Here is a 21084-nt window from a genome sequence, read left to right as displayed (position 1 = left end):
ACCAATCGGGCATTTACAGGCTGTTGACCCGAAATTCCCCCTTTTTTATTACCTTTACAGCCTGTTGATGCGGGGAAAAGTGAAACTTCTATCATTGGTGGTTTTCCAATGATTACCTTAGTGAAATCACAGGCTAAATTCGCCACGTCCTGTGGCAACTCCTGTGTTAGCACATCTTGTGCGTCGGAACCAATCGGGCATTTACAGGCTGTTGACCCGAAATTCCCCCTTTTTTATTACCTTTACAGCCTGTTGATGCGGGGAAAAGTGAAACTTCTATCATTGGTGGTTTTCCAATGATAAAATAGACCATTAATTACTTTATGCATGGGATAGTAAGTTTTACACCTAAAAACCTCATATATATCAAGGGTAAAAATTCCTTCTATGTAACCCCAGGCAACTTTCGAGGTATTATGAGAATGAGTTGCTTTTTATAACACTCTCCCATACTTTTTCCTTTCGATGAAAGGTGATAAAGACATCCGGTTCTTTTATTTTTCTATCAGAAAAGTCGTCATACATCTCATCCATGTTTAAATAATCCCCCACAACCCATGCCGGAACCTCAATCTTAGTCCTTGAGTACTTAACATGCCTGAATGAAAAAACGAGACCCTCTGCCAGAATAGGGGCCAAGGCAGTAATGATATCTACAGGAATAGCCGTTAATTCTTTTTTCTTTCTGATCCTCAACCAATTTCTTTCCACTTTTAATGGCTCCAGCTTCAATGGAATTAGACTCCCTAACATATTATAATATGTCGAAAGAGAACGAAAATAAATTTTATTAAACCAGCCGTCATCCTGAGCAAGATACACGAACTGATTATTCAGTTTACGAAAAAAAGGAGGCTCCAAATGATTTTTCGTATGCCCTAAATATAAAAGTTCCGATATTTCCCTCCCCTCTAATTCATCTAATCCGTCTGCCTCTTCAAAATCGATCCAACAGAAATCCCCATACCCTTGAACATTCTCTTTAAGGAGTTTAGAAATATCTTCAGATGATACGCTTTCAAGCAGAACATTCAAATTATATTCCCCACCATCGAATTGATGTTTCAATAATAAGATGGAATTCAAGGTATATGGCAGTGAGAAGGCAAACTCTTGAAAAGTAAGACCGTTAAAAAGGACAAACCGTTCGGAAGCCTGCATATGCATATATAAAATATCATTACTTTCATTTTTCATAACCTTATCCCCTCCGACCCTTTCAATCATTAGTGTTATTTTATCAAACTTTTTGGATTTCACGAAGGTTATATAATTAAGAATGTAAATCCACACCTGCATTTTATGACATTATAGTGAAAGATATATGCCTTTATTTCTTACCATGTAAAAAGTTCAGCCATTAATTTAAATAAGATAGATCCAAGCTCGACAAAAATAAATATCCATATTATAGTAAAAATAAAGGTTTGGAGGAATGACGATGGATAAAATTGAAAAAGGTTTTATCATTAATTCTTTTCATGAAGCCGCTCCCCTTTATGCCGATGCAACGAAAAAGATAGGCCTGTGGCAATCTGAAAAGTATGCATTCGAGAAATATTTTTCCCAAGATGACAAAATCCTTGATATCGGTTGTGGTACAGGAAGAACTACCTTTTCCTTATATAAACAAGGTTTCCACAAAATAACCGGGTTCGACTTAACTCCTGCCATGCTACAAGAAGCCCGGAAAATATCACGCGAAGAAAACCTAGATATACCTTTTATCCTTGGCGACGCCACAGACCTTCCTTTCAATAACTCATCATTCGATAAAGCAATCTTCACCTTTAATGGTTTAATGCAAATCCCTCAACGAAAAAACCGCATTCTAGCTTTAAAAGAAATTAACCGTGTTTTAGTATCTGATGGAATTTTCATTTTTACCACCCATGACCGTGACAAAAATGAAAATTACCTGAATTTTTGGGAGCAGGAAGAAATGATTTGGTGTGAAGGTAAACAGGATGACCGGCTATATGAGTTTGGTGATATATTCACTTCTGGAAAGACCCTACAAAAAGATACCTTTCTTCATATACCTAATCAACGGGAGGTCTTTGACAGTCTCAATGAAGCAGGTTTTACTTTCCTAGAAAGTTTTTACCGAAGTGAATTATTCCATGAAAGCGATGATGTCATCACTTTCTCATCAGATTGCCGCTTCTGGATTGTTCAAAAGTAAGAATTAGTTTTTCAAAATTCACAAAAAAAACCAGAGTGACATATCACTCTGGTTTTTTTATATTAAGAAACTTGTTCTAGTTTTTCATTATTGGCAGGAGGGTTGAATTGACCTTCCCATTTTGAGATAACAATTGCTGCAAGTGAATTACCAATAACGTTTACTACTGTACGGCCCATATCAAGAATACGGTCTATACCAGCAATAAATGCTAAACCTTCAATTGGAATACCAACTGTTCCTAATGTCGCTAAAAGAACTACGAAAGATACACCAGGTACACCTGCAATCCCCTTAGATGTGATCATTAACACTAACATTAGTGTAATTTGTTCATAAGCGCTTAAATCAATCCCATACATTTGAGCGATGAAGATAGCTGCTAACGCTTGATATAATGTAGAACCATCAAGGTTAAAAGAGTATCCTGTCGGAATAACAAACGTAGCAATATGTTTCGGACATCCCGCTTTCTCCATTTTTTCCATGATTCTCGGAAGAACTGCCTCAGAACTTGCTGTCGAGAACGCAAGAATTAATTCCTCTTTTAGAAGCTTAATCAACGTAAAGATATTGAACCCTACAAATTTTGCAATAAGACCCAGAACGACAATTACAAAGAAAATCATTGTTCCGTATACAGAAAGCGCTAACTTACCTAATGGAATTAAAGATTCCAAACCGAACTTGGAGATGGTCACACCGATTAGTGCAAATACCCCGATAGGAGCAAATTTCATGACCATATTAGTTAAGTAGAACATTCCTTCTGCTGCACCTTGGAAGAAACGGAATACAGGTTTACCTTTTTCACCGATAGCCGCAATACTAAGTCCAAACAAAACAGAGAAGAAAATGATTGCTAGCATATCGCCTTCTACCATAGCTTTAATTGGATTGGATGGCACAATGTGAACAATTGTATCCACAAAAGATTCATGCTGCTTAGTTTCTGCTGTATCAACATAGGTAGAAATATCAGTTTGTTCTAGATTGTTCATATTTACACCAGCACCAGGCTGGATAATATTCGCGGAAACTAGACCAACAGCAATCGCTATCATTGTTACCACCACAAAGTATGAAAGTGATTTAGCTCCTAGTTTACCTACTGCTTTTAAATCACCTACACCCGCAACTGCAACGATAAGACTTGACACAATGATTGGTACTACAATCATTTTAATCATTCGTAGGAAAATGTCTCCGAATGGTTGTAAAAAGTTTTGGGCTGTCGCATTACCATAAAAAATGGCACCAACAATAATCCCTAGAATTAAACCAATAAAAATTTGGCTAGCTAAACTTAATTTAAATTTCTTCATTTACTTTCCTCACCTTCCATAAAGTCTTTAAAGCAAAAACATTTTGTCTCGGTAAGGGAAACAAGATACTAATAGAAAGAAAGTAATTTTTCTTTTATTGAAAAACTCTATCTTTACGCCGAAAAAAAAGACACTTCATGTGTCGATTTCCTATAGGCGTGAATATTCACACATGTTCCCTTAAAGACGCTGACGAGGTTAGCTGTCGGGTTAGGAATTGGAAACACAAAAGCCCTTTCATTTCTGAATTCACCCCTAGCGAAAAAAATCCGCAAAAATGGGTCCCCCGTTCTTGTAATAAGATTAAGCGAATACTTAATAATAAAATATTATACTAAAAATGTTATTCTGTAAATATTTTTTCTTGTCCCTTTAAGAAAAAACCTTTGCAAATGTCTGAATATTCTGTATTAGTGACTATTTTACCTATAATAACACATTCTCTATTTTGCTTAATTTTGTTATATGGATATATAAATAACAATAAAACTGATTGATATATCCCCTCTCTCGAATAATGAAAAAATGGATTATTTTTCTAACATACCCAGTAATATATACCTCACCTTTTCCCGAGTGGTGAATTTTTTATAACTAGCAGATTTCACCTTCTCAAACTGAATTGGAGTAACAAAATAAGAATGATTTTTCACAATCCTATTCGGTTCTATTAGAATAACATCACCTACCGCCGGTCCCTTTATGAGTTCTTGCTTTCCTTCTGCTTTAAGCCCTTTTGTAATATAGTGTTTATCCACATAGCCTTTTTTAGTCAATTTGTAGACATGCGGCTTTTTTTTATGATGTACTGCCTCTACAGGGATAGAGGGTACACCCGCTTTCTCATTGGTTATTACAGTAAGATTGACTTTTGACCCTACCAACAAAGGTTTAGTTTCTTCATCTCCTGGCTCAATCAATGCCTGAAATGGAAATCTGTTATCTTTTTTTAGTGATGGCTCCTCTTCTGGATAAGAATGTATACGACCTATTGTTCCGTTCAACGCCTTTTTTAAATCAGGGGAACTTGCCTTTATAGTCATGCCCACTTCAGCTTTTTTCATCTCCTCTTCAGAGAAATCCCCTTCAATTGCCACATTTGTTGAAACAATGGATATAATGGGATTATTCAGGTTTTTATTGATGTTTTTTACAACACCATCAGCCTCACTCGCCGTCTCAACCGCGCCTTTTTGCTCCTCAATTGAACTTAATTGAGCATCCAGCATAACAACCTTTTCTTCCAAGCGGTTTTTTTCAAGTTCCAGCTTGTACATTTCTTGCTCAATATTACTTTCAATCAAGTCTGAAGAGGTAGTTGTTATATCAATATTTAAGCTCTTTTCTATCGAATTATCGATTACTGCTTTATTAGAATTACTTGTCAAACTTCCTTGATAAGCTTTCAACTTATCAATGTAATCATTAATCCCCACCATTTCACCCTCAGCGGCAGTTTTTTCCGCTTCTAGATTTCCTTTGAGAGCATCAAGTTCGGGTGTAGTATATTCAAACAACGAAGATCCAGCCGTTACCTCATCTCCCTCTTTTACAAGGAATTTCTGAAAATCATTTTTCTTGGTATCGAAATAGATATCATACTCTTCTACAGGTTTAACTACCCCTTTTGTTTGAATAGTATCCGTAATTGTATCTTTTTTTACCTTTGTCCAGTTTTCGACAAAAACAGTTCGTTCTACTTTGCTTTCTTTCTTTTCAATAAGGTAAAAGTTAACGGTTATTAACGCAGCCGATGCCACTGATACGGCTGCAATTTTCCATTTTTTCATTGTTTTCACCCACCTTATACAAATACGCCCACTTGGATGTACGCTAAAAAGGCTTTAACAAACCACGTGGCCAGATAGAATAGAACAATCATTAAAAGCACCAAATAATTATTCCGTTCTGAAAATTCCTTTAAATAGAAATATTGCAGAGCAATAATCAGAAATTGAAAAATGGTGATTTCACTGAAAAAGTGAATAAAGTAATCACTTCTGAGAAAGTACTGACTGATAACTCCCAATGAAAAAGGATTTGCATCGTTTCCGATATCCATTAATACTAATATAGGGATTAGAAACACCTTTTCTAATAATTGCAAACCAAGAATAATCATTTGAACGATTACTAATTTTATGTATGGGATATCTATAACAATCCAAAAGAATAGAGATGATAAAAATAAGTATATGGTAGGGTAAAATAGACCTGCTATTATATTGCCGCCTACTATCAACAACTTTCCCATTTCAAATTCACTAGAATCCATCTTCGTAATTTCTTTGGAAAACGATTCCGATCCAACGCCAAAATATCCTTCCACAGCAAAAACTATGAAACTAAGAAAATATAATAATAGTAATTTCCATCCAAGTCGTGTGACTGCTTCTGCGTTTTGCAGCTGATAACGACTCCTATGAGGCTCTAAAATGCCCTTTAACAATCTGACCTGGTACACCATATGTGTTCCTCCTGCAATAAATGAAATATCACTCTATATTTTATCTTATTTTGGAAACAATTGCAGAAATAAGGAATGAATAAAACAAAAAAAACACATTAATATTAAATAATACTTTGTCTCCCTAATTTGAAGTTAATATAGAAAGATGATGCATAAAGACGTTGATTCGCATTGGCGATTTGCTATAATTCCCTCCATACTTATCTACCTCAAGCGGCACTTTTGTTTCAATACAGATGCCCCGCCTTCACATTCTTCAACCTGCTGAGTTAGGATTTTCAGATTAGGAAAGCTTGAATTTGAGACGAAGGCACGCCAAAAAACCCAGCGCCTAGACTGACCATGGGGAAATGCATTAAACTCGCGCCTATAAAACTCTTCTGGACCAAAACCATCATAGTCTTCCCTACATCAATCGACAAAACTTGCCATTTAATTAAGCTTCTAGACTTCTTTCAAACTTATCCTTTCCATAATTTTTATTATAAATTAACTTTCCTTTTTCCTTTTCTGACCTCAACCTCATATAAAAGTTACCTTCTTCCTACTCTTTCCTAATCATCAATTTTGAAATTTAATCATAATCATGTGAAGAAATTTATATAGGAGTTATTTAGAAAAAGGTTTAAATAAAAGAAGAGGCAGTATGCCTCTTCAGAAAAATCTTTAATTTTTTGTCAAATAATCTTTCATTAAAATGATAAGCTTAGAACACATGGTATTTCGTTTTTCGTTTTTTTCTAAAAATAATAAAAGTCCTTCTAATATTATGCCATTTGGTCTAACTTTAGAGAATTCCTCTTGAATTGCTTTTAACGCTTCAACATTTTTACTTGTCTCTAACCCCTCTTCTTTATGTTTTTCTACTTCCAATACCTGGCGAATTATAGATTTAATTTCCTCTTCAGGGCTCACTTTTTGTATGGAACATTCAATTAAAGGGAATTCTTTCAATAAAGGATCGTCCGTTTTATGTAGACCTTTTATAATGGAATCCATCCGATTTAAAATGAAGATAGGCAGCCTCTCCACTTCAAATGAATGTTTGTTTCTGAATAAAATTCCGATATATCCTTTGAAAAGTGCTTCTAACATAATAGTACAATCTGGCAAGAAGTTTGTCGGTATTTCTGGATACAATTCTACTATTTTACGTTTGAACCAAACTAAGCCCTCTTCATGGATATAGTGTAAAAACCTATCTAGCTCTTTACTGATATGAACCATTTGTTCCTGCATCATCATTCGAATTAAGTTGGTATTTCCTGTCACATGCTCTATTTGTACAATGATTTGCATCAAAAATTTCTCTTTACTGGATAAAGAATCATCTAACTCAATATCAAGCAACGAGTCCGTTAATGCACCATAATAATATTTGAAAATTGAAACAAGCAACTCTTCCTTCGATTTAAAATAATTATAAAAGGATCCCTTGGCTATCCCACACTTTTCAGTAATTTCCTGAACGGAAGTAGCATGATACCCTTTCTCTGCGAAAATCTCTACGGATTTATCTATAATTATTTTATGCTTTTCATTCATCAAATTCATCCTATCTCTTAAATATTGTCCACTAGATGACCAGCGAGTCATTTCTTCCACATTGTATCTCAAAACCCTTGAAATCACAACGTTACACCAACTGAATATTATTTATTGCATTCATAATCCATATACTATATATTTGAGTTTATGACCGACTAGTCACAATATAAAGTATGGAGGGTAAAAGTTTGAATTCAATCATTAAATTTTCTTTGAAAAACAAACTGGCAATCTGGTTGCTGACAATTATCATCGTTGCAGCAGGTCTATATTCCGGTTTAAACATGAAGCAAGAGACCATTCCAAACATCTCTACTCCTTTAATAAGCATTTCCACGGTATACCCTGGTGCTGCACCTGAAGAAGTAGCCAATAAACTTACAGATCAAATTGAACAAAAAGTCACAAACTTATCAGGAGTTGAATTAGTTAGTTCTTCTTCTATGGCTAATGTTTCTTCAATCCAATTACAATATGACTATGATACGGATATGGACGATGCTGTAAAAGAAGTGAAAGAAGCATTAGAGAAATTAGAACTACCTGAGGGGGTTGATAGCCCCAGCGTATCTAAACTAGAGCTAAACGCTTTTCCTGTTGTAGCACTCAGTATAACAGATAAAGATTCGGATTTACCTGCCCTAACAAAAAATGTCGAAGAGGTGTTAGTCCCTAAACTTGAAGGAATTGACGGAGTGACTTCCGTAACAATTTCAGGACAACAGGTAAATGAGGGTAGCCTTGCATTCAATCAAGAAAAGATGGCTCAATACGGGCTAGATGAAGAGACCGTAAAAAAAGTCATCCAAGCTGCTAATGTAACAATGCCACTTGGTCTATATAACTTTGATGATAAAGAAAAAACAATTGTTGTTGATGGAAACATCTCCACTTTAAAAGACTTAAAAAACATAAAAATACCTTTAACAGGCGGTTCTAACACAAAGGCACCAACTCAAACAGCACCGGGAACCAATCAAGTATCACCTGAACAAGCACCTGATGCAACAGTTCCTCAACTACAAAGTGTCAAATTATCAGACATTGCTGATGTGAAAATCACCGGTAAGGCTGAGACTATATCAAGAACAAACGGTAGTGAATCAATCGGGATTCAAGTAACCCGATCGCCGGATGCCGATACAGTTGCAATCGTAGACGAAGTGCAAGACCAAGTTTCGAATTTTAAAGATGAATTTAAAGGCGTAAGCGTACATACTACGCTTGATCAAGCCAAACCGATTAAAGATTCTGTCGAAACCATGATTAGCAAGGCCATTTTCGGCTGTCTGTTTGCCGTCATAGTGATCATGCTTTTCCTAAGAAACTTTAAAACGACCCTAATATCCGTCATCTCGATTCCATTATCTTTGTTGGCAGCCCTTTTGGTGCTCAAACAATTGGACATCTCATTAAATGTTATGACATTGGGAGCCATGACAGTTGCTATTGGCCGAGTCGTCGATGACTCAATTGTCGTAATTGAAAATATTTATCGAAGAATGGCATTAAAAGGCGAGCAATTAAAAGGCGGCGAATTAATACGTTCCGCTACTAAGGAAATGTTCATCCCTATCCTTTCATCAACTATCGTTACTGTAGCCGTTTACCTGCCGTTAGCAAGCGTTACAGGACCTGTTGGCGAACTATTCATGCCATTCGCTTTTACAATGGTGTTTGCATTAGTCGCATCATTAATAATTGCCATCACTCTTGTACCGGCCATGGCAGACTCATTATTTAAAAACGGCCTTTCCGAAAAAGAATTGAAATCACATGAAGAAAAGCCAAGCAAGCTATCTGGATTCTACCGTAAAGCACTGAATTGGTCATTAAGCCATAAGTTGATCACATTCGGTACAGCAATAGTATTATTAGTCGGTAGCTTATTCCTCATTCCAAGCATCGGTGTCAGCTTCATGCCTGCGGATGAAGAGAAGCAGATCATCGTTACTTATACCCCAGCACCTGGCGAATTAAAAGAGGATATTGAAAAGGAAACGGAAAAAGTAGAAAAGTACCTAATGGATAAAGATGATGTGAAGACAGTCCAATACACACTAGGTGAAAACATGATGAGTGGCATGATGGGCGGCTCTAGTAACTCAGCCCTCTTCTATGTACTTTATGATGAAGACACCGAAAACTTCGGGGAAAAGAAAGAAAAGATCATAAAACATTTAACCAATCTTGACTCTCCTGGAACGTGGAAGCAACAAGAATTCACTTCCACATCAAGCAACGAAACGACCCTTTATGTCTATGGAAATACACAAAAAGACATTGAACCGGTAATCGATGATATTCAAAACATCATGAAGAAAAATAAAGAATTGAAAGATGTCGACACAAGTCTTTCCGATGCATATGAGCAATACACACTCGTGACAGACCAGAAGAAACTTAGTGAACTTGGATTAACAGCCGCCCAAGTTGGCATGTCCATTGCAAATTCAAACAAAAATGATGCTCTAACTACAATTAAGAAAGATGGAGAAGAAGTCAAAGTATATGTAGAGACAGAAGAAAAGACATTCGAAGATAAAAAAGATCTCGAGAATACGAAAATCACTTCTCCAATGGGAATGGAAATTCCTTTAAAAGAGCTTGTTAAAATCGAGGAAGGCAAGGCATCCGATACTATAAGCCGTCGCGATGGAAAAATTTACGCGGACGTTTCTGCAACAATCAAATCGGATGATGTTGCAGCAGTAACATCAGAGGTACAAAAGGAAGTTGAAAAATTAGACCTTCCAGCAAGTGTCACTGTAGACTATGGTGGAGTAACCGAAGATATCCAAGAATCATTCACTCAACTTGGAATCGCTATGTTGGCAGCCATCGCTATCGTTTACTTTGTCCTTGTCGTTACTTTCCATGGCGGGTTAGCGCCAATCGCCATTCTATTCTCCTTACCATTCACGGTAATCGGAGCTTTAGTAGGCTTATTCATTGCCGGTGAGACCATCAGCGTTTCGGCCATGATGGGTGTGCTCATGCTTATCGGTATCGTTGTAACCAACGCCATCGTATTAGTGGACCGGGTAATCAAAAATGAAGAATCCGGCTTATCAACACGTGAAGCATTACTCGAGGCGGGATCTACCCGTCTACGTCCAATCTTGATGACTGCCCTTGCTACGATCGGTGCTTTAATACCATTGGCCATAGGAGCAGAAGGCAGTGGCTTGATCTCACAAGGTTTGGGAATTACCGTTATCGGCGGACTAGTGAGTTCTACATTGCTTACACTTGTCATCGTACCGGTAGTATATGAAGTAATAATGAAAATTGGTAAAAAGAAAAAAACAGCTAAGTAAGCAAGCAAGAGGGTATCTCATACTGGGATACCCTTTTTAGTTTGATAATTTGGACCCACATCGTTATCCAATACATCATAATTCTTATCGATGTTTTTAATGTGGTGGCTTCTAAACCTAAAAAAACGTTTGATTAACTTAACCCTCACCTTCCTTGAGATATAAAACAGTTAATAGTTTATACTTACAAGTTTTCGGTTTCTGCTTCACTAAGAGGCTCCATATTGTGCATCATTAATTGTTTCAGGGTGCTACATCAATCAGACTCCGTATTCCTTTTCATCCAACCCTGCCGACAGAAACTAGACAACTGACTCCCTATCCCCTGACAATCCATAGTCTCAAATGCCAATTTTTATAACAAAAAAAGGAAGGGTTTACCCCTTCCTTTTTATTTTATATAGACTAATGTTTGGTAAAAGTTTGATCTATCGCATTTTCAAGATTCAGTGATTTATCTTTCAAATAACGCTTCGTGACGTTCAAATCTTTATGACCAGCTAACTTGGAAATGGTTTGTACATCTATCCCGTTATCCACTAATCTTTGACAAAATGTATGACGTAATTTATGTGGGTGTACATTGTACTTTTTCAAAATATATTGTACCGATCTCGGAGTGATTCTTTGATTGTAACTTGAAATAAACAACGGATCTGCTTTTTCTTTTAATGAATAAAGGTAATTCTTAACATGTAGTATAGCCGATACTGTAAGTGGGACTGTTCTATCAATTTCACCCTTCGCGTTCCGGACAAGGATATAATTTCGATCTGTATCCATGATGACATCTCTACTATTTAAGTCGCATAATTCAGAGACACGAATTCCAGTATGTAATAATAGGTAGACGATGGCAATATTCCTCAGATTCCCCTCTGCCTCTATATCCCTCAAAAGTGCCTCCTGCTCTTTGATGCTTAAGGTTTCTGGCACCTCATGCTTGTGCTCCTTTACCTTACGCTCAACAGAAAGCATTATCTGTGGCTTTTCTAAAAATTTAAAGAAGACATTTAGAGCAATATAATGCTTTTCAATTGTCCCTGGACTTTTCTTGCAATTTTCTAAATAATCCAGATAATCTTGAATATCCTCAGAGTGAATCTCCATTAATATCTTCTGTGTCTGCTCACAAAACTGTGAAAGAACACCAGTATACGTTTTGATCGTATTATCTGATTTGCCTTGGTCTCTCAACCATCCAGCAAACGAAAAAATCATTTCATCTTTAGCAGAGGTATCCATCGGCTATTCCCCCAATGACAGTTTCAGAACTAATTTAAGTTTAACATATATCCCTTTAGAAACGAAGAATTCTGTCCATTTGTCTTTACACAGGTATGATTATACAGATATAAGAAAAATATCCCTTACGAACAATAAAAAGTAAATTTAATGTATCATTCGATATAGTATGTCTATATCCTACACACTTCCCTAACTACATCCAATTTTTCTCTACAGTTATCATTCTCTACCTTTTATGTTAACTCAATGGTGGTTAGACCTTTATTATACGAATATAAATATAATACAAAAAAGACCAGCCAAGGATGGCTGATCTTTTCAAAATGGCTTGGCGGCGTCCTACTCTCACAGGGGGAAACCCCCAACTACCATCGGCGCTGAAGAGCTTAACTGCCGTGTTCGGAATGGAAACGGGTGTGACCTCTTCGCTATCGTCACCAAACAATAAAGGAACGTTGTTCCTTCAAAACTAGATAATAAGAAGGTATTTCATTTTTTAAAGCGTGGTTAAGTCCTCGATCTATTAGTATCAGTCAGCTCCACATGTCGCCACGCTTCCACCTCTGACCTATCAACCTGATCATCTTTCAGGGATCTTACTAGCTTGCGCTATGGGAAATCTCATCTCGAGGGGGGCTTCATGCTTAGATGCTTTCAGCACTTATCCCGTCCGCACGTAGCTACCCAGCTATGCCTTTGGCAAGACAACTGGTACACCAGCGGTGCGTCCATCCCGGTCCTCTCGTACTAAGGACAGCTCCTCTCAAATTTCCTGCGCCCGCGACGGATAGGGACCGAACTGTCTCACGACGTTCTGAACCCAGCTCGCGTACCGCTTTAATGGGCGAACAGCCCAACCCTTGGGACCGACTACAGCCCCAGGATGCGATGAGCCGACATCGAGGTGCCAAACCTCCCCGTCGATGTGGACTCTTGGGGGAGATAAGCCTGTTATCCCCGGGGTAGCTTTTATCCGTTGAGCGATGGCCCTTCCATGCGGAACCACCGGATCACTAAGCCCGACTTTCGTCCCTGCTCGACTTGTAGGTCTCGCAGTCAAGCTCCCTTGTGCCTTTACACTCTACGAATGATTTCCAACCATTCTGAGGGAACCTTTGGGCGCCTCCGTTACTCTTTAGGAGGCGACCGCCCCAGTCAAACTGCCCACCTGACACTGTCTCCCACCCCGATAAGGGGCGCGGGTTAGAATTTCAATACAGCCAGGGTAGTATCCCACCAACGCCTCCACCGAAGCTAGCGCTCCGGCTTCTCAGGCTCCTACCTATCCTGTACAAGCTGTACCAAAATTCAATATCAGGCTGCAGTAAAGCTCCACGGGGTCTTTCCGTCCTGTCGCGGGTAACCTGCATCTTCACAGGTACTATAATTTCACCGAGTCTCTCGTTGAGACAGTGCCCAGATCGTTACACCTTTCGTGCGGGTCGGAACTTACCCGACAAGGAATTTCGCTACCTTAGGACCGTTATAGTTACGGCCGCCGTTTACTGGGGCTTCGGTTCAAAGCTTCGCTTGCGCTAACCTCTCCCCTTAACCTTCCAGCACCGGGCAGGTGTCAGCCCCTATACTTCGCCTTGCGGCTTCGCAGAGACCTGTGTTTTTGCTAAACAGTCGCCTGGGCCTATTCACTGCGGCTTTTCCGGGCTATTCACCCTAAAAAGCACCCCTTCTCCCGAAGTTACGGGGTCATTTTGCCGAGTTCCTTAACGAGAGTTCTCTCGCACACCTTAGGATTCTCTCCTCGCCTACCTGTGTCGGTTTGCGGTACGGGCACCTTACATCTCACTAGAGGCTTTTCTTGGCAGCGTGGAATCAGGAACTTCGGTACTATATTTCCCTCGCCATCACAGCTCCGCCTTAATGGAAACGGGATTTGCCTCGTTTCCGGCCTAACTGCTTGGACGCGCATATCCAACAGCGCGCTTACCCTATCCTTCTGCGTCCCCCCATCGTTCAAACGATGTATAGGTGGTACAGGAATATCAACCTGTTGTCCATCGCCTACGCCTTTCGGCCTCGGCTTAGGTCCCGACTAACCCTGAGCGGACGAGCCTTCCTCAGGAAACCTTAGGCATTCGGTGGAAGGGATTCTCACCCTTCTTTCGCTACTCATACCGGCATTCTCACTTCTAAGCGCTCCACCAGTCCTTCCGGTCTGACTTCAACGCCCTTAGAACGCTCTCCTACCATCGACACCATACGGTGTCAATCCACAGCTTCGGTGATACGTTTAGCCCCGGTACATTTTCGGCGCGGAGTCACTCGACCAGTGAGCTATTACGCACTCTTTAAATGATGGCTGCTTCTGAGCCAACATCCTGGTTGTCTAAGCAACTCCACATCCTTTTCCACTTAACGTATACTTTGGGACCTTAGCTGGTGGTCTGGGCTGTTTCCCTTTCGACTACGGATCTTATCACTCGCAGTCTGACTCCCAAGAATAAGTATTTGGCATTCGGAGTTTGACTGAATTCGGTAACCCGTTGGGGGCCCCTAGTCCAATCAGTGCTCTACCTCCAATACTCTCATCTTGAGGCTAGCCCTAAAGCTATTTCGGAGAGAACCAGCTATCTCCAGGTTCGATTGGAATTTCTCCGCTACCCACACCTCATCCCCGCACTTTTCAACGTGCGTGGGTTCGGGCCTCCATTCAGTGTTACCTGAACTTCACCCTGGACATGGGTAGATCACCTGGTTTCGGGTCTACGACCTCATACTCATTCGCCCTATTCAGACTCGCTTTCGCTGCGGCTCCGTCTTATCAACTTAACCTCGCATGAAATCGTAACTCGCCGGTTCATTCTACAAAAGGCACGCCATTACCCATTAACGGGCTTTGACTACTTGTAGGCACACGGTTTCAGGATCTATTTCACTCCCCTTCCGGGGTGCTTTTCACCTTTCCCTCACGGTACTGGTTCACTATCGGTCACTAGGTAGTATTTAGCCTTGGGAGATGGTCCTCCCTGCTTCCGACGGGATTTCTCGTGTCCCGCCGTACTCAGGATCCACTCAGGAGGGAACGAAGTTTCAACTACAGGGTTTTTACCTTCTTTGACGGACCTTTCCAGATCACTTCATTTACCCCGTTCCTTTGTAACTCCATGTTGAGTGTCCTACAACCCCAAGAGGCAAGCCTCTTGGTTTGGGCTAATTCCGTTTCGCTCGCCGCTACTCAGGAAATCGCATTTGCTTTCTCTTCCTCCGGGTACTTAGATGTTTCAGTTCCCCGGGTCTGCCTTCAGTACCCTATGTATTCAGGTAAAGATACTGTTCCATTACGAACAGTGGGTTTCCCCATTCGGAAATCTCCGGATCAAAGCTTACTTACAGCTCCCCGAAGCATATCGGTGTTAGTCCCGTCCTTCATCGGCTCCTAGTGCCAAGGCATCCACCGTGCGCCCTTTCTAACTTAACCGTTAAAAAAGATCTTACTGATGCTTTGAAAAAATTAATTGCCTTCTATCTATTATCTAGTTTTCAAGGAACAAAGAAGAAAAAACTTCATCACAACGTGATGAGATCTTTCGTATCTGAATGAATTACTCATTCAAAACTGAACAAAACAAAAGCGCTCTCGTATTTATCCTTAGAAAGGAGGTGATCCAGCCGCACCTTCCGATACGGCTACCTTGTTACGACTTCACCCCAATCATCTGTCCCACCTTAGGCGGCTGGCTCCATAAAGGTTACCTCACCGACTTCGGGTGTTACAAACTCTCGTGGTGTGACGGGCGGTGTGTACAAGGCCCGGGAACGTATTCACCGCGGCATGCTGATCCGCGATTACTAGCGATTCCGGCTTCATGTAGGCGAGTTGCAGCCTACAATCCGAACTGAGAATGGCTTTATGGGATTCGCTTACCTTCGCAGGTTTGCAGCCCTTTGTACCATCCATTGTAGCACGTGTGTAGCCCAGGTCATAAGGGGCATGATGATTTGACGTCATCCCCACCTTCCTCCGGTTTGTCACCGGCAGTCACCTTAGAGTGCCCAACTGAATGCTGGCAACTAAGATCAAGGGTTGCGCTCGTTGCGGGACTTAACCCAACATCTCACGACACGAGCTGACGACAACCATGCACCACCTGTCACTCTGTCTCCCGAAGGGGAACGCCCTATCTCTAGGGTTGTCAGAGGATGTCAAGACCTGGTAAGGTTCTTCGCGTTGCTTCGAATTAAACCACATGCTCCACCGCTTGTGCGGGCCCCCGTCAATTCCTTTGAGTTTCAGCCTTGCGGCCGTACTCCCCAGGCGGAGTGCTTAATGCGTTAGCTGCAGCACTAAAGGGCGGAAACCCTCTAACACTTAGCACTCATCGTTTACGGCGTGGACTACCAGGGTATCTAATCCTGTTTGCTCCCCACGCTTTCGCGCCTCAGTGTCAGTTACAGACCAGAAAGTCGCCTTCGCCACTGGTGTTCCTCCAAATCTCTACGCATTTCACCGCTACACTTGGAATTCCACTTTCCTCTTCTGCACTCAAGTTCCCCAGTTTCCAATGACCCTCCACGGTTGAGCCGTGGGCTTTCACATCAGACTTAAGGAACCACCTGCGCGCGCTTTACGCCCAATAATTCCGGACAACGCTTGCCACCTACGTATTACCGCGGCTGCTGGCACGTAGTTAGCCGTGGCTTTCTGGTTAGGTACCGTCAAGGTACCAGCAGTTACTCTGGTACTTGTTCTTCCCTAACAACAGAACTTTACGACCCGAAGGCCTTCTTCGTTCACGCGGCGTTGCTCCGTCAGACTTTCGTCCATTGCGGAAGATTCCCTACTGCTGCCTCCCGTAGGAGTCTGGGCCGTGTCTCAGTCCCAGTGTGGCCGATCACCCTCTCAGGTCGGCTACGCATCGTCGCCTTGGTGAGCCATTACCTCACCAACTAGCTAATGCGCCGCGGGCCCATCTATAAGTGACAGCAAAACCGTCTTTCCATCTTCTCTCATGCGAGAAAAGAACGTATCCGGTATTAGCTCCGGTTTCCCGAAGTTATCCCAGTCTTATAGGCAGGTTGCCCACGTGTTACTCACCCGTCCGCCGCTAATCTCAGGGAGCAAGCTCCCATCGATTCGCTCGACTTGCATGTATTAGGCACGCCGCCAGCGTTCGTCCTGAGCCAGGATCAAACTCTCCGAAGAAATGTTTGACTTGCTCATTTTGCTTTTTGATAGTGTGTGCTCACTTAAAAAAATTAACGTTGGCGCTTTGTTTTGTTCAGTTTTCAAAGAGCAATTTTATCGTCGTTCTTTCGAACAACTTGTTTATTCATCATAACACGCTATTGATTAGTTGTCAACTTCTGCGAAGTTTTTAACTTGTTTTTAATCGCTGTGTTTTTCAGCGACCATTTCATCTTAACATTTTCATAATAAGAAGTCAACAGTTATTATTTCTTTTAGTAATCTACCAAAAGTGGATGAAGTTTTTTGTTAGTCGTACTTGGTGCTTATTTATATTAATCCTTTCCTACCTTAAAGTCAACATTATATATAAAAAATCATTTTTATTTTAAGCTCCATTAAGAATGCCCTTTATTAAGAAGAATACCTATTAGGTTCGTAAAGTGTTTATCTATCGTGTTAAGTTAAACTATTCAGAAACAAGATCAATAAAAAGTCTCGCACTTTTCAACGTGCGTGGGTTCGGGCCTCCATTCAGTGTTACCTGAACTTCACCCTGGACATGGGTAGATCACCTGGTTTCGGGTCTACGACCTCATACTCATTCGCCTATTCAGACTCGCTTTCGCTGCGGCTCCGTCTTATCAACTTAACCTCGCATGAAATCGTAACTCGCCGGTTCATTCTACAAAAGGCACGCCATTACCCATTAACGGGCTTTGACTACTTGTAGGCACACGGTTTCAGGATCTATTTCACTCCCCTTCCGGGGTGCTTTTCACCTTTCCCTCACGGTACTGGTTCACTATCGGTCACTAGGTAGTATTTAGCCTTGGGAGATGGTCCTCCCTGCTTCCGACGGGATTTCTCGTGTCCCGCCGTACTCAGGATCCACTCAGGAGGGAACGAAGTTTCAACTACAGGGTTTTTACCTTCTTTGACGGACCTTTCCAGATCACTTCATTTACCCCGTTCCTTTGTAACTCCATGTTGAGTGTCCTACAACCCCAAGAGGCAAGCCTCTTGGTTTGGGCTAATTCCGTTTCGCTCGCCGCTACTCAGGAAATCGCATTTGCTTTCTCTTCCTCCGGGTACTTAGATGTTTCAGTTCCCCGGGTCTGCCTTCAGTACCCTATGTATTCAGGTAAAGATACTGTTCCATTACGAACAGTGGGTTTCCCCATTCGGAAATCTCCGGATCAAAGCTTACTTACAGCTCCCCGAAGCATATCGGTGTTAGTCCCGTCCTTCATCGGCTCCTAGTGCCAAGGCATCCACCGTGCGCCCTTTCTAACTTAACCGTTAAAAAAGATCTTACTGATGCTTTGAAAAAATTAATTGCCTTCTATCTATTATCTAGTTTTCAAGGAACAAAGAAAGAAAAACTTCATCACACGTGATGAGATCTTTCGATCTGAATGAATTACTCATTCAAAACTGAACAAAACAAAAGCGCTCTCGTATTTATCCTTAGAAAGGAGGTGATCCAGCCGCACCTTCCGATACGGCTACCTTGTTACGACTTCACCCCAATCATCTGTCCCACCTTAGGCGGCTGGCTCCATAAAGGTTACCTCACCGACTTCGGGTGTTACAAACTCTCGTGGTGTGACGGGCGGTGTGTACAAGGCCCGGGAACGTATTCACCGCGGCATGCTGATCCGCGATTACTAGCGATTCCGGCTTCATGTAGGCGAGTTGCAGCCTACAATCCGAACTGAGAATGGCTTTATGGGATTCGCTTACCTTCGCAGGTTTGCAGCCCTTTGTACCATCCATTGTAGCACGTGTGTAGCCCAGGTCATAAGGGGCATGATGATTTGACGTCATCCCCACCTTCCTCCGGTTTGTCACCGGCAGTCACCTTAGAGTGCCCAACTGAATGCTGGCAACTAAGATCAAGGGTTGCGCTCGTTGCGGGACTTAACCCAACATCTCACGACACGAGCTGACGACAACCATGCACCACCTGTCACTCTGTCCCCCGAAGGGGAACGCCCTATCTCTAGGGTTGTCAGAGGATGTCAAGACCTGGTAAGGTTTTCGCGTTGCTTCGAATTAAACCACATGCTCCACCGCTTGTGCGGGCCCCCGTCAATTCTTTGAGTTTCAGCCTTGCGGCCGTACTCCCCAGGCGGAGTGCTTAATGCGTTAGCTGCAGCACTAAAGGGCGGAAACCCTCTAACACTTAGCACTCATCGTTTACGGCGTGGACTACCAGGGTATCTAATCCTGTTTGCTCCCCACGCTTTCGCGCCTCAGTGTCAGTTACAGACCAGAAAGTCGCCTTCGCCACTGGTGTTCCTCCAAATCTCTACGCATTTCACCGCTACACTTGGAATTCCACTTTCCTCTTCTGCACTCAAGTTCCCCAGTTTCCAATGACCCTCCACGGTTGAGCCGTGGGCTTTCACATCAGACTTAAGGAACCACCTGCGCGCGCTTTACGCCCAATAATTCCGGACAACGCTTGCCACCTACGTATTACCGCGGCTGCTGGCACGTAGTTAGCCGTGGCTTTCTGGTTAGGTACCGTCAAGGTACCAGCAGTTACTCTGGTACTTGTTCTTCCCTAACAACAGAACTTTACGACCCGAAGGCCTTCTTCGTTCACGCGGCGTTGCTCCGTCAGACTTTCGTCCATTGCGGAAGATTCCCTACTGCTGCCTCCCGTAGGAGTCTGGGCCGTGTCTCAGTCCCAGTGTGGCCGATCACCCTCTCAGGTCGGCTACGCATCGTCGCCTTGGTGAGCCATTACCTCACCAACTAGCTAATGCGCCGCGGGCCCATCTATAAGTGACAGCCGAAACCGTCTTTCCATCTTCTCTCATGCGAGAAAAGAACGTATCCGGTATTAGCTCCGGTTTCCCGAAGTTATCCCAGTCTTATAGGCAGGTTGCCCACGTGTTACTCACCCGTCCGCCGCTAATCTCAGGGAGCAAGCTCCCTGAGATTCGCTCGACTTGCATGTATTAGGCACGCCGCCAGCGTTCGTCCTGAGCCAGGATCAAACTCTCCGAAGAAATGTTTGACTTGCTCATTTTGCTTTTTGATAGTGTGTGCTCACTTTTAAAAATTAACGTTGGCGCTTTGTTTTGTTCAGTTTTCAAAGAGCAATTTTATCGTCGTTCTTTCGAACAACTTGTTTATTCATCATAACACGCTATTGATTAGTTGTCAACTTCTGCGAAGTTTTTAACTTGTTTTAAATCGCTGTGTTTTTCAGCGACCATTTCATCTTAACATTTTCATAATAAGAAGTCAACAGTTATTATTTCTTTTAGTAATCTACCAAAAGTGGATGAAGTTTTTTGTTTGTCGTACTTGGTGCTTATTTATATTAATCCTTTCCTACCTTAAAGTCAACACATTATATATAAAAAAATCATTTTTATTTTAAGCTCCATTAAGAATGCCCTTTATTAAGAAGAAACAATACCTATATTAGGTTCGTAAAAGTGTTTATCTATCGTGTTAAGTTAAACTATTCAGAAACAAGATCAATAAAAAGTCTTCTTATTAAGTTTAACAGCTACTGGGGTAAGCTAGTCTTGCCCTTATGATTCCCACTTGTATTCTGACCTTATAAAAGTCTTTATTTTTTTTCTAGATACTTTTTTCAAATTATACAAACACAAAAAGACCAACCAGAATGGCTGATCTTTTCAAAATGGCTTGGCGGCGTCCTACTCTCACAGGGGGAAACCCCCAACTACCATCGGCGCTGAAGAGCTTAACTGCCGTGTTCGGAATGGGAACGGGTGTGACCTCTTCGCTATCGCCACCAAACAATAAAGGAACGTTGTTCCTTCAAAACTAGATAATAAGAAGGTATTTCATTTTTT

The 21084-nt window shown here is 41.5% G+C and carries 8 protein-coding genes, 5 rRNA genes, 1 riboswitch and 2 other annotated features; of the genes, 2 read left to right on the top strand and 11 right to left on the bottom strand.

Features of this window, described 5'->3' with window-relative positions:
• Positions 1 to 414: 414 nt before the first annotated feature.
• Entirely contained in the window at positions 415 to 1197 is a 783-nt protein-coding gene (locus RE409_RS01435; RefSeq protein WP_201188321.1) for a hypothetical protein, read from the bottom strand.
• Between the two features lie 244 nt (positions 1198 to 1441).
• Between RE409_RS01435 and RE409_RS01430 the strand changes: the two genes are divergently transcribed.
• Entirely contained in the window at positions 1442 to 2185 is a 744-nt protein-coding gene (locus tag RE409_RS01430; RefSeq protein ID WP_201188319.1) for a class I SAM-dependent methyltransferase, read from the top strand.
• Positions 2186 to 2247: 62 nt separating this feature from the next.
• Here the strand turns inward: RE409_RS01430 and RE409_RS01425 are convergent, their stop codons facing one another.
• The 4 genes from RE409_RS01425 to RE409_RS01410 all read right to left on the bottom strand — a co-directional run bounded on the left by RE409_RS01425 (position 2248) and on the right by RE409_RS01410 (position 7525).
• Complete coding sequence (locus RE409_RS01425) at positions 2248 to 3510, bottom strand: cation:dicarboxylate symporter family transporter (protein ID WP_201188317.1); 1263 nt, start codon at positions 3508 to 3510, stop codon at positions 2248 to 2250.
• A 172-nt stretch (positions 3511 to 3682) separates the two neighbouring features.
• Positions 3683 to 3830: riboswitch (cyclic di-AMP (ydaO/yuaA leader) on the bottom strand.
• Between the two features lie 210 nt (positions 3831 to 4040).
• Positions 4041 to 5300 carry an efflux RND transporter periplasmic adaptor subunit gene (locus tag RE409_RS01420; protein WP_309558398.1) on the bottom strand — a complete coding sequence of 420 codons (1260 nt, stop codon included), beginning with the start codon at positions 5298 to 5300 and terminating at the stop codon, positions 4041 to 4043.
• Between the two features lie 14 nt (positions 5301 to 5314).
• Entirely contained in the window at positions 5315 to 5977 is a 663-nt protein-coding gene (locus tag RE409_RS01415; protein WP_201254168.1) for a hypothetical protein, read from the bottom strand.
• Positions 5978 to 6646: 669 nt separating this feature from the next.
• On the bottom strand, positions 6647 to 7525 hold the full coding sequence (locus tag RE409_RS01410) for a TetR/AcrR family transcriptional regulator (RefSeq protein WP_309558397.1): 879 nt from the start codon (positions 7523 to 7525) through the stop codon (positions 6647 to 6649).
• A 191-nt stretch (positions 7526 to 7716) separates the two neighbouring features.
• Between RE409_RS01410 and RE409_RS01405 the strand changes: the two genes are divergently transcribed.
• Entirely contained in the window at positions 7717 to 10848 is a 3132-nt protein-coding gene (locus tag RE409_RS01405) for an efflux RND transporter permease subunit (protein WP_309558396.1), read from the top strand.
• Between the two features lie 405 nt (positions 10849 to 11253).
• Here RE409_RS01405 and RE409_RS01400 read toward each other — a convergent pair whose 3' ends face one another.
• The 6 genes from RE409_RS01400 to rrf (RE409_RS01375) all read right to left on the bottom strand — a co-directional run bounded on the left by RE409_RS01400 (position 11254) and on the right by rrf (RE409_RS01375) (position 21028).
• Positions 11254 to 12093 (bottom strand): tyrosine-type recombinase/integrase, encoded by an 840-nt coding sequence (locus RE409_RS01400; RefSeq protein ID WP_201188307.1) that lies wholly within the window; start codon positions 12091 to 12093, stop codon positions 11254 to 11256.
• A 329-nt stretch (positions 12094 to 12422) separates the two neighbouring features.
• Positions 12423 to 12538: ribosomal RNA gene (gene rrf, locus RE409_RS01395) — 5S ribosomal RNA — on the bottom strand.
• A 61-nt stretch (positions 12539 to 12599) separates the two neighbouring features.
• Positions 12600 to 15532: ribosomal RNA gene (locus RE409_RS01390) — 23S ribosomal RNA — on the bottom strand.
• Positions 15533 to 15707: 175 nt separating this feature from the next.
• A 16S ribosomal RNA gene (locus RE409_RS01385) occupies positions 15708 to 17257 on the bottom strand.
• A 432-nt stretch (positions 17258 to 17689) separates the two neighbouring features.
• Positions 17690 to 17909, bottom strand: a sequence feature (23S ribosomal RNA rRNA prediction is too short).
• Between the two features lie 61 nt (positions 17910 to 17970).
• Positions 17971 to 18526 (bottom strand) — a sequence feature (23S ribosomal RNA rRNA prediction is too short).
• A gap of 187 nt (positions 18527 to 18713) precedes the next feature.
• Positions 18714 to 20262 (bottom strand): 16S ribosomal RNA (locus tag RE409_RS01380).
• Between the two features lie 650 nt (positions 20263 to 20912).
• A 5S ribosomal RNA gene (gene rrf, locus RE409_RS01375) occupies positions 20913 to 21028 on the bottom strand.
• Together the 16S, 23S and 5S rRNA genes form the textbook arrangement of a ribosomal RNA operon.
• Between the last annotated feature and the right edge of the window lie 56 nt (positions 21029 to 21084).

It is taken from the genome of Peribacillus sp. R9-11 (genome assembly GCF_031345095.1).
GTDB classification, from domain to species: Bacteria; Bacillota; Bacilli; order Bacillales; family DSM-1321; genus Peribacillus; species Peribacillus butanolivorans.
Note: the sequence above shows the minus strand (reverse complement) of the source record. Positions and strands in the feature narration are given on the sequence as shown.

Excerpts from the sequence above, each read along its gene's own strand:
- RE409_RS01425 (WP_201188317.1), bottom strand. The coding sequence starts at position 3,510 with ATGAAGAAATTTAAATTAAGTTTAGCTAGCCAAATTTTTATTGGTTTA.
- RE409_RS01400 (WP_201188307.1), bottom strand. The coding sequence starts at position 12,093 with ATGGATACCTCTGCTAAAGATGAAATGATTTTTTCGTTTGCTGGATGG.
- RE409_RS01430 (WP_201188319.1), top strand. The coding sequence starts at position 1,442 with ATGGATAAAATTGAAAAAGGTTTTATCATTAATTCTTTTCATGAAGCC.
- RE409_RS01435 (WP_201188321.1), bottom strand. The coding sequence starts at position 1,197 with ATGAAAAATGAAAGTAATGATATTTTATATATGCATATGCAGGCTTCC.
- RE409_RS01410 (WP_309558397.1), bottom strand. The coding sequence starts at position 7,525 with ATGAATGAAAAGCATAAAATAATTATAGATAAATCCGTAGAGATTTTC.
- RE409_RS01415 (WP_201254168.1), bottom strand. The coding sequence starts at position 5,977 with ATGGTGTACCAGGTCAGATTGTTAAAGGGCATTTTAGAGCCTCATAGG.
- RE409_RS01420 (WP_309558398.1), bottom strand. The coding sequence starts at position 5,300 with ATGAAAAAATGGAAAATTGCAGCCGTATCAGTGGCATCGGCTGCGTTA.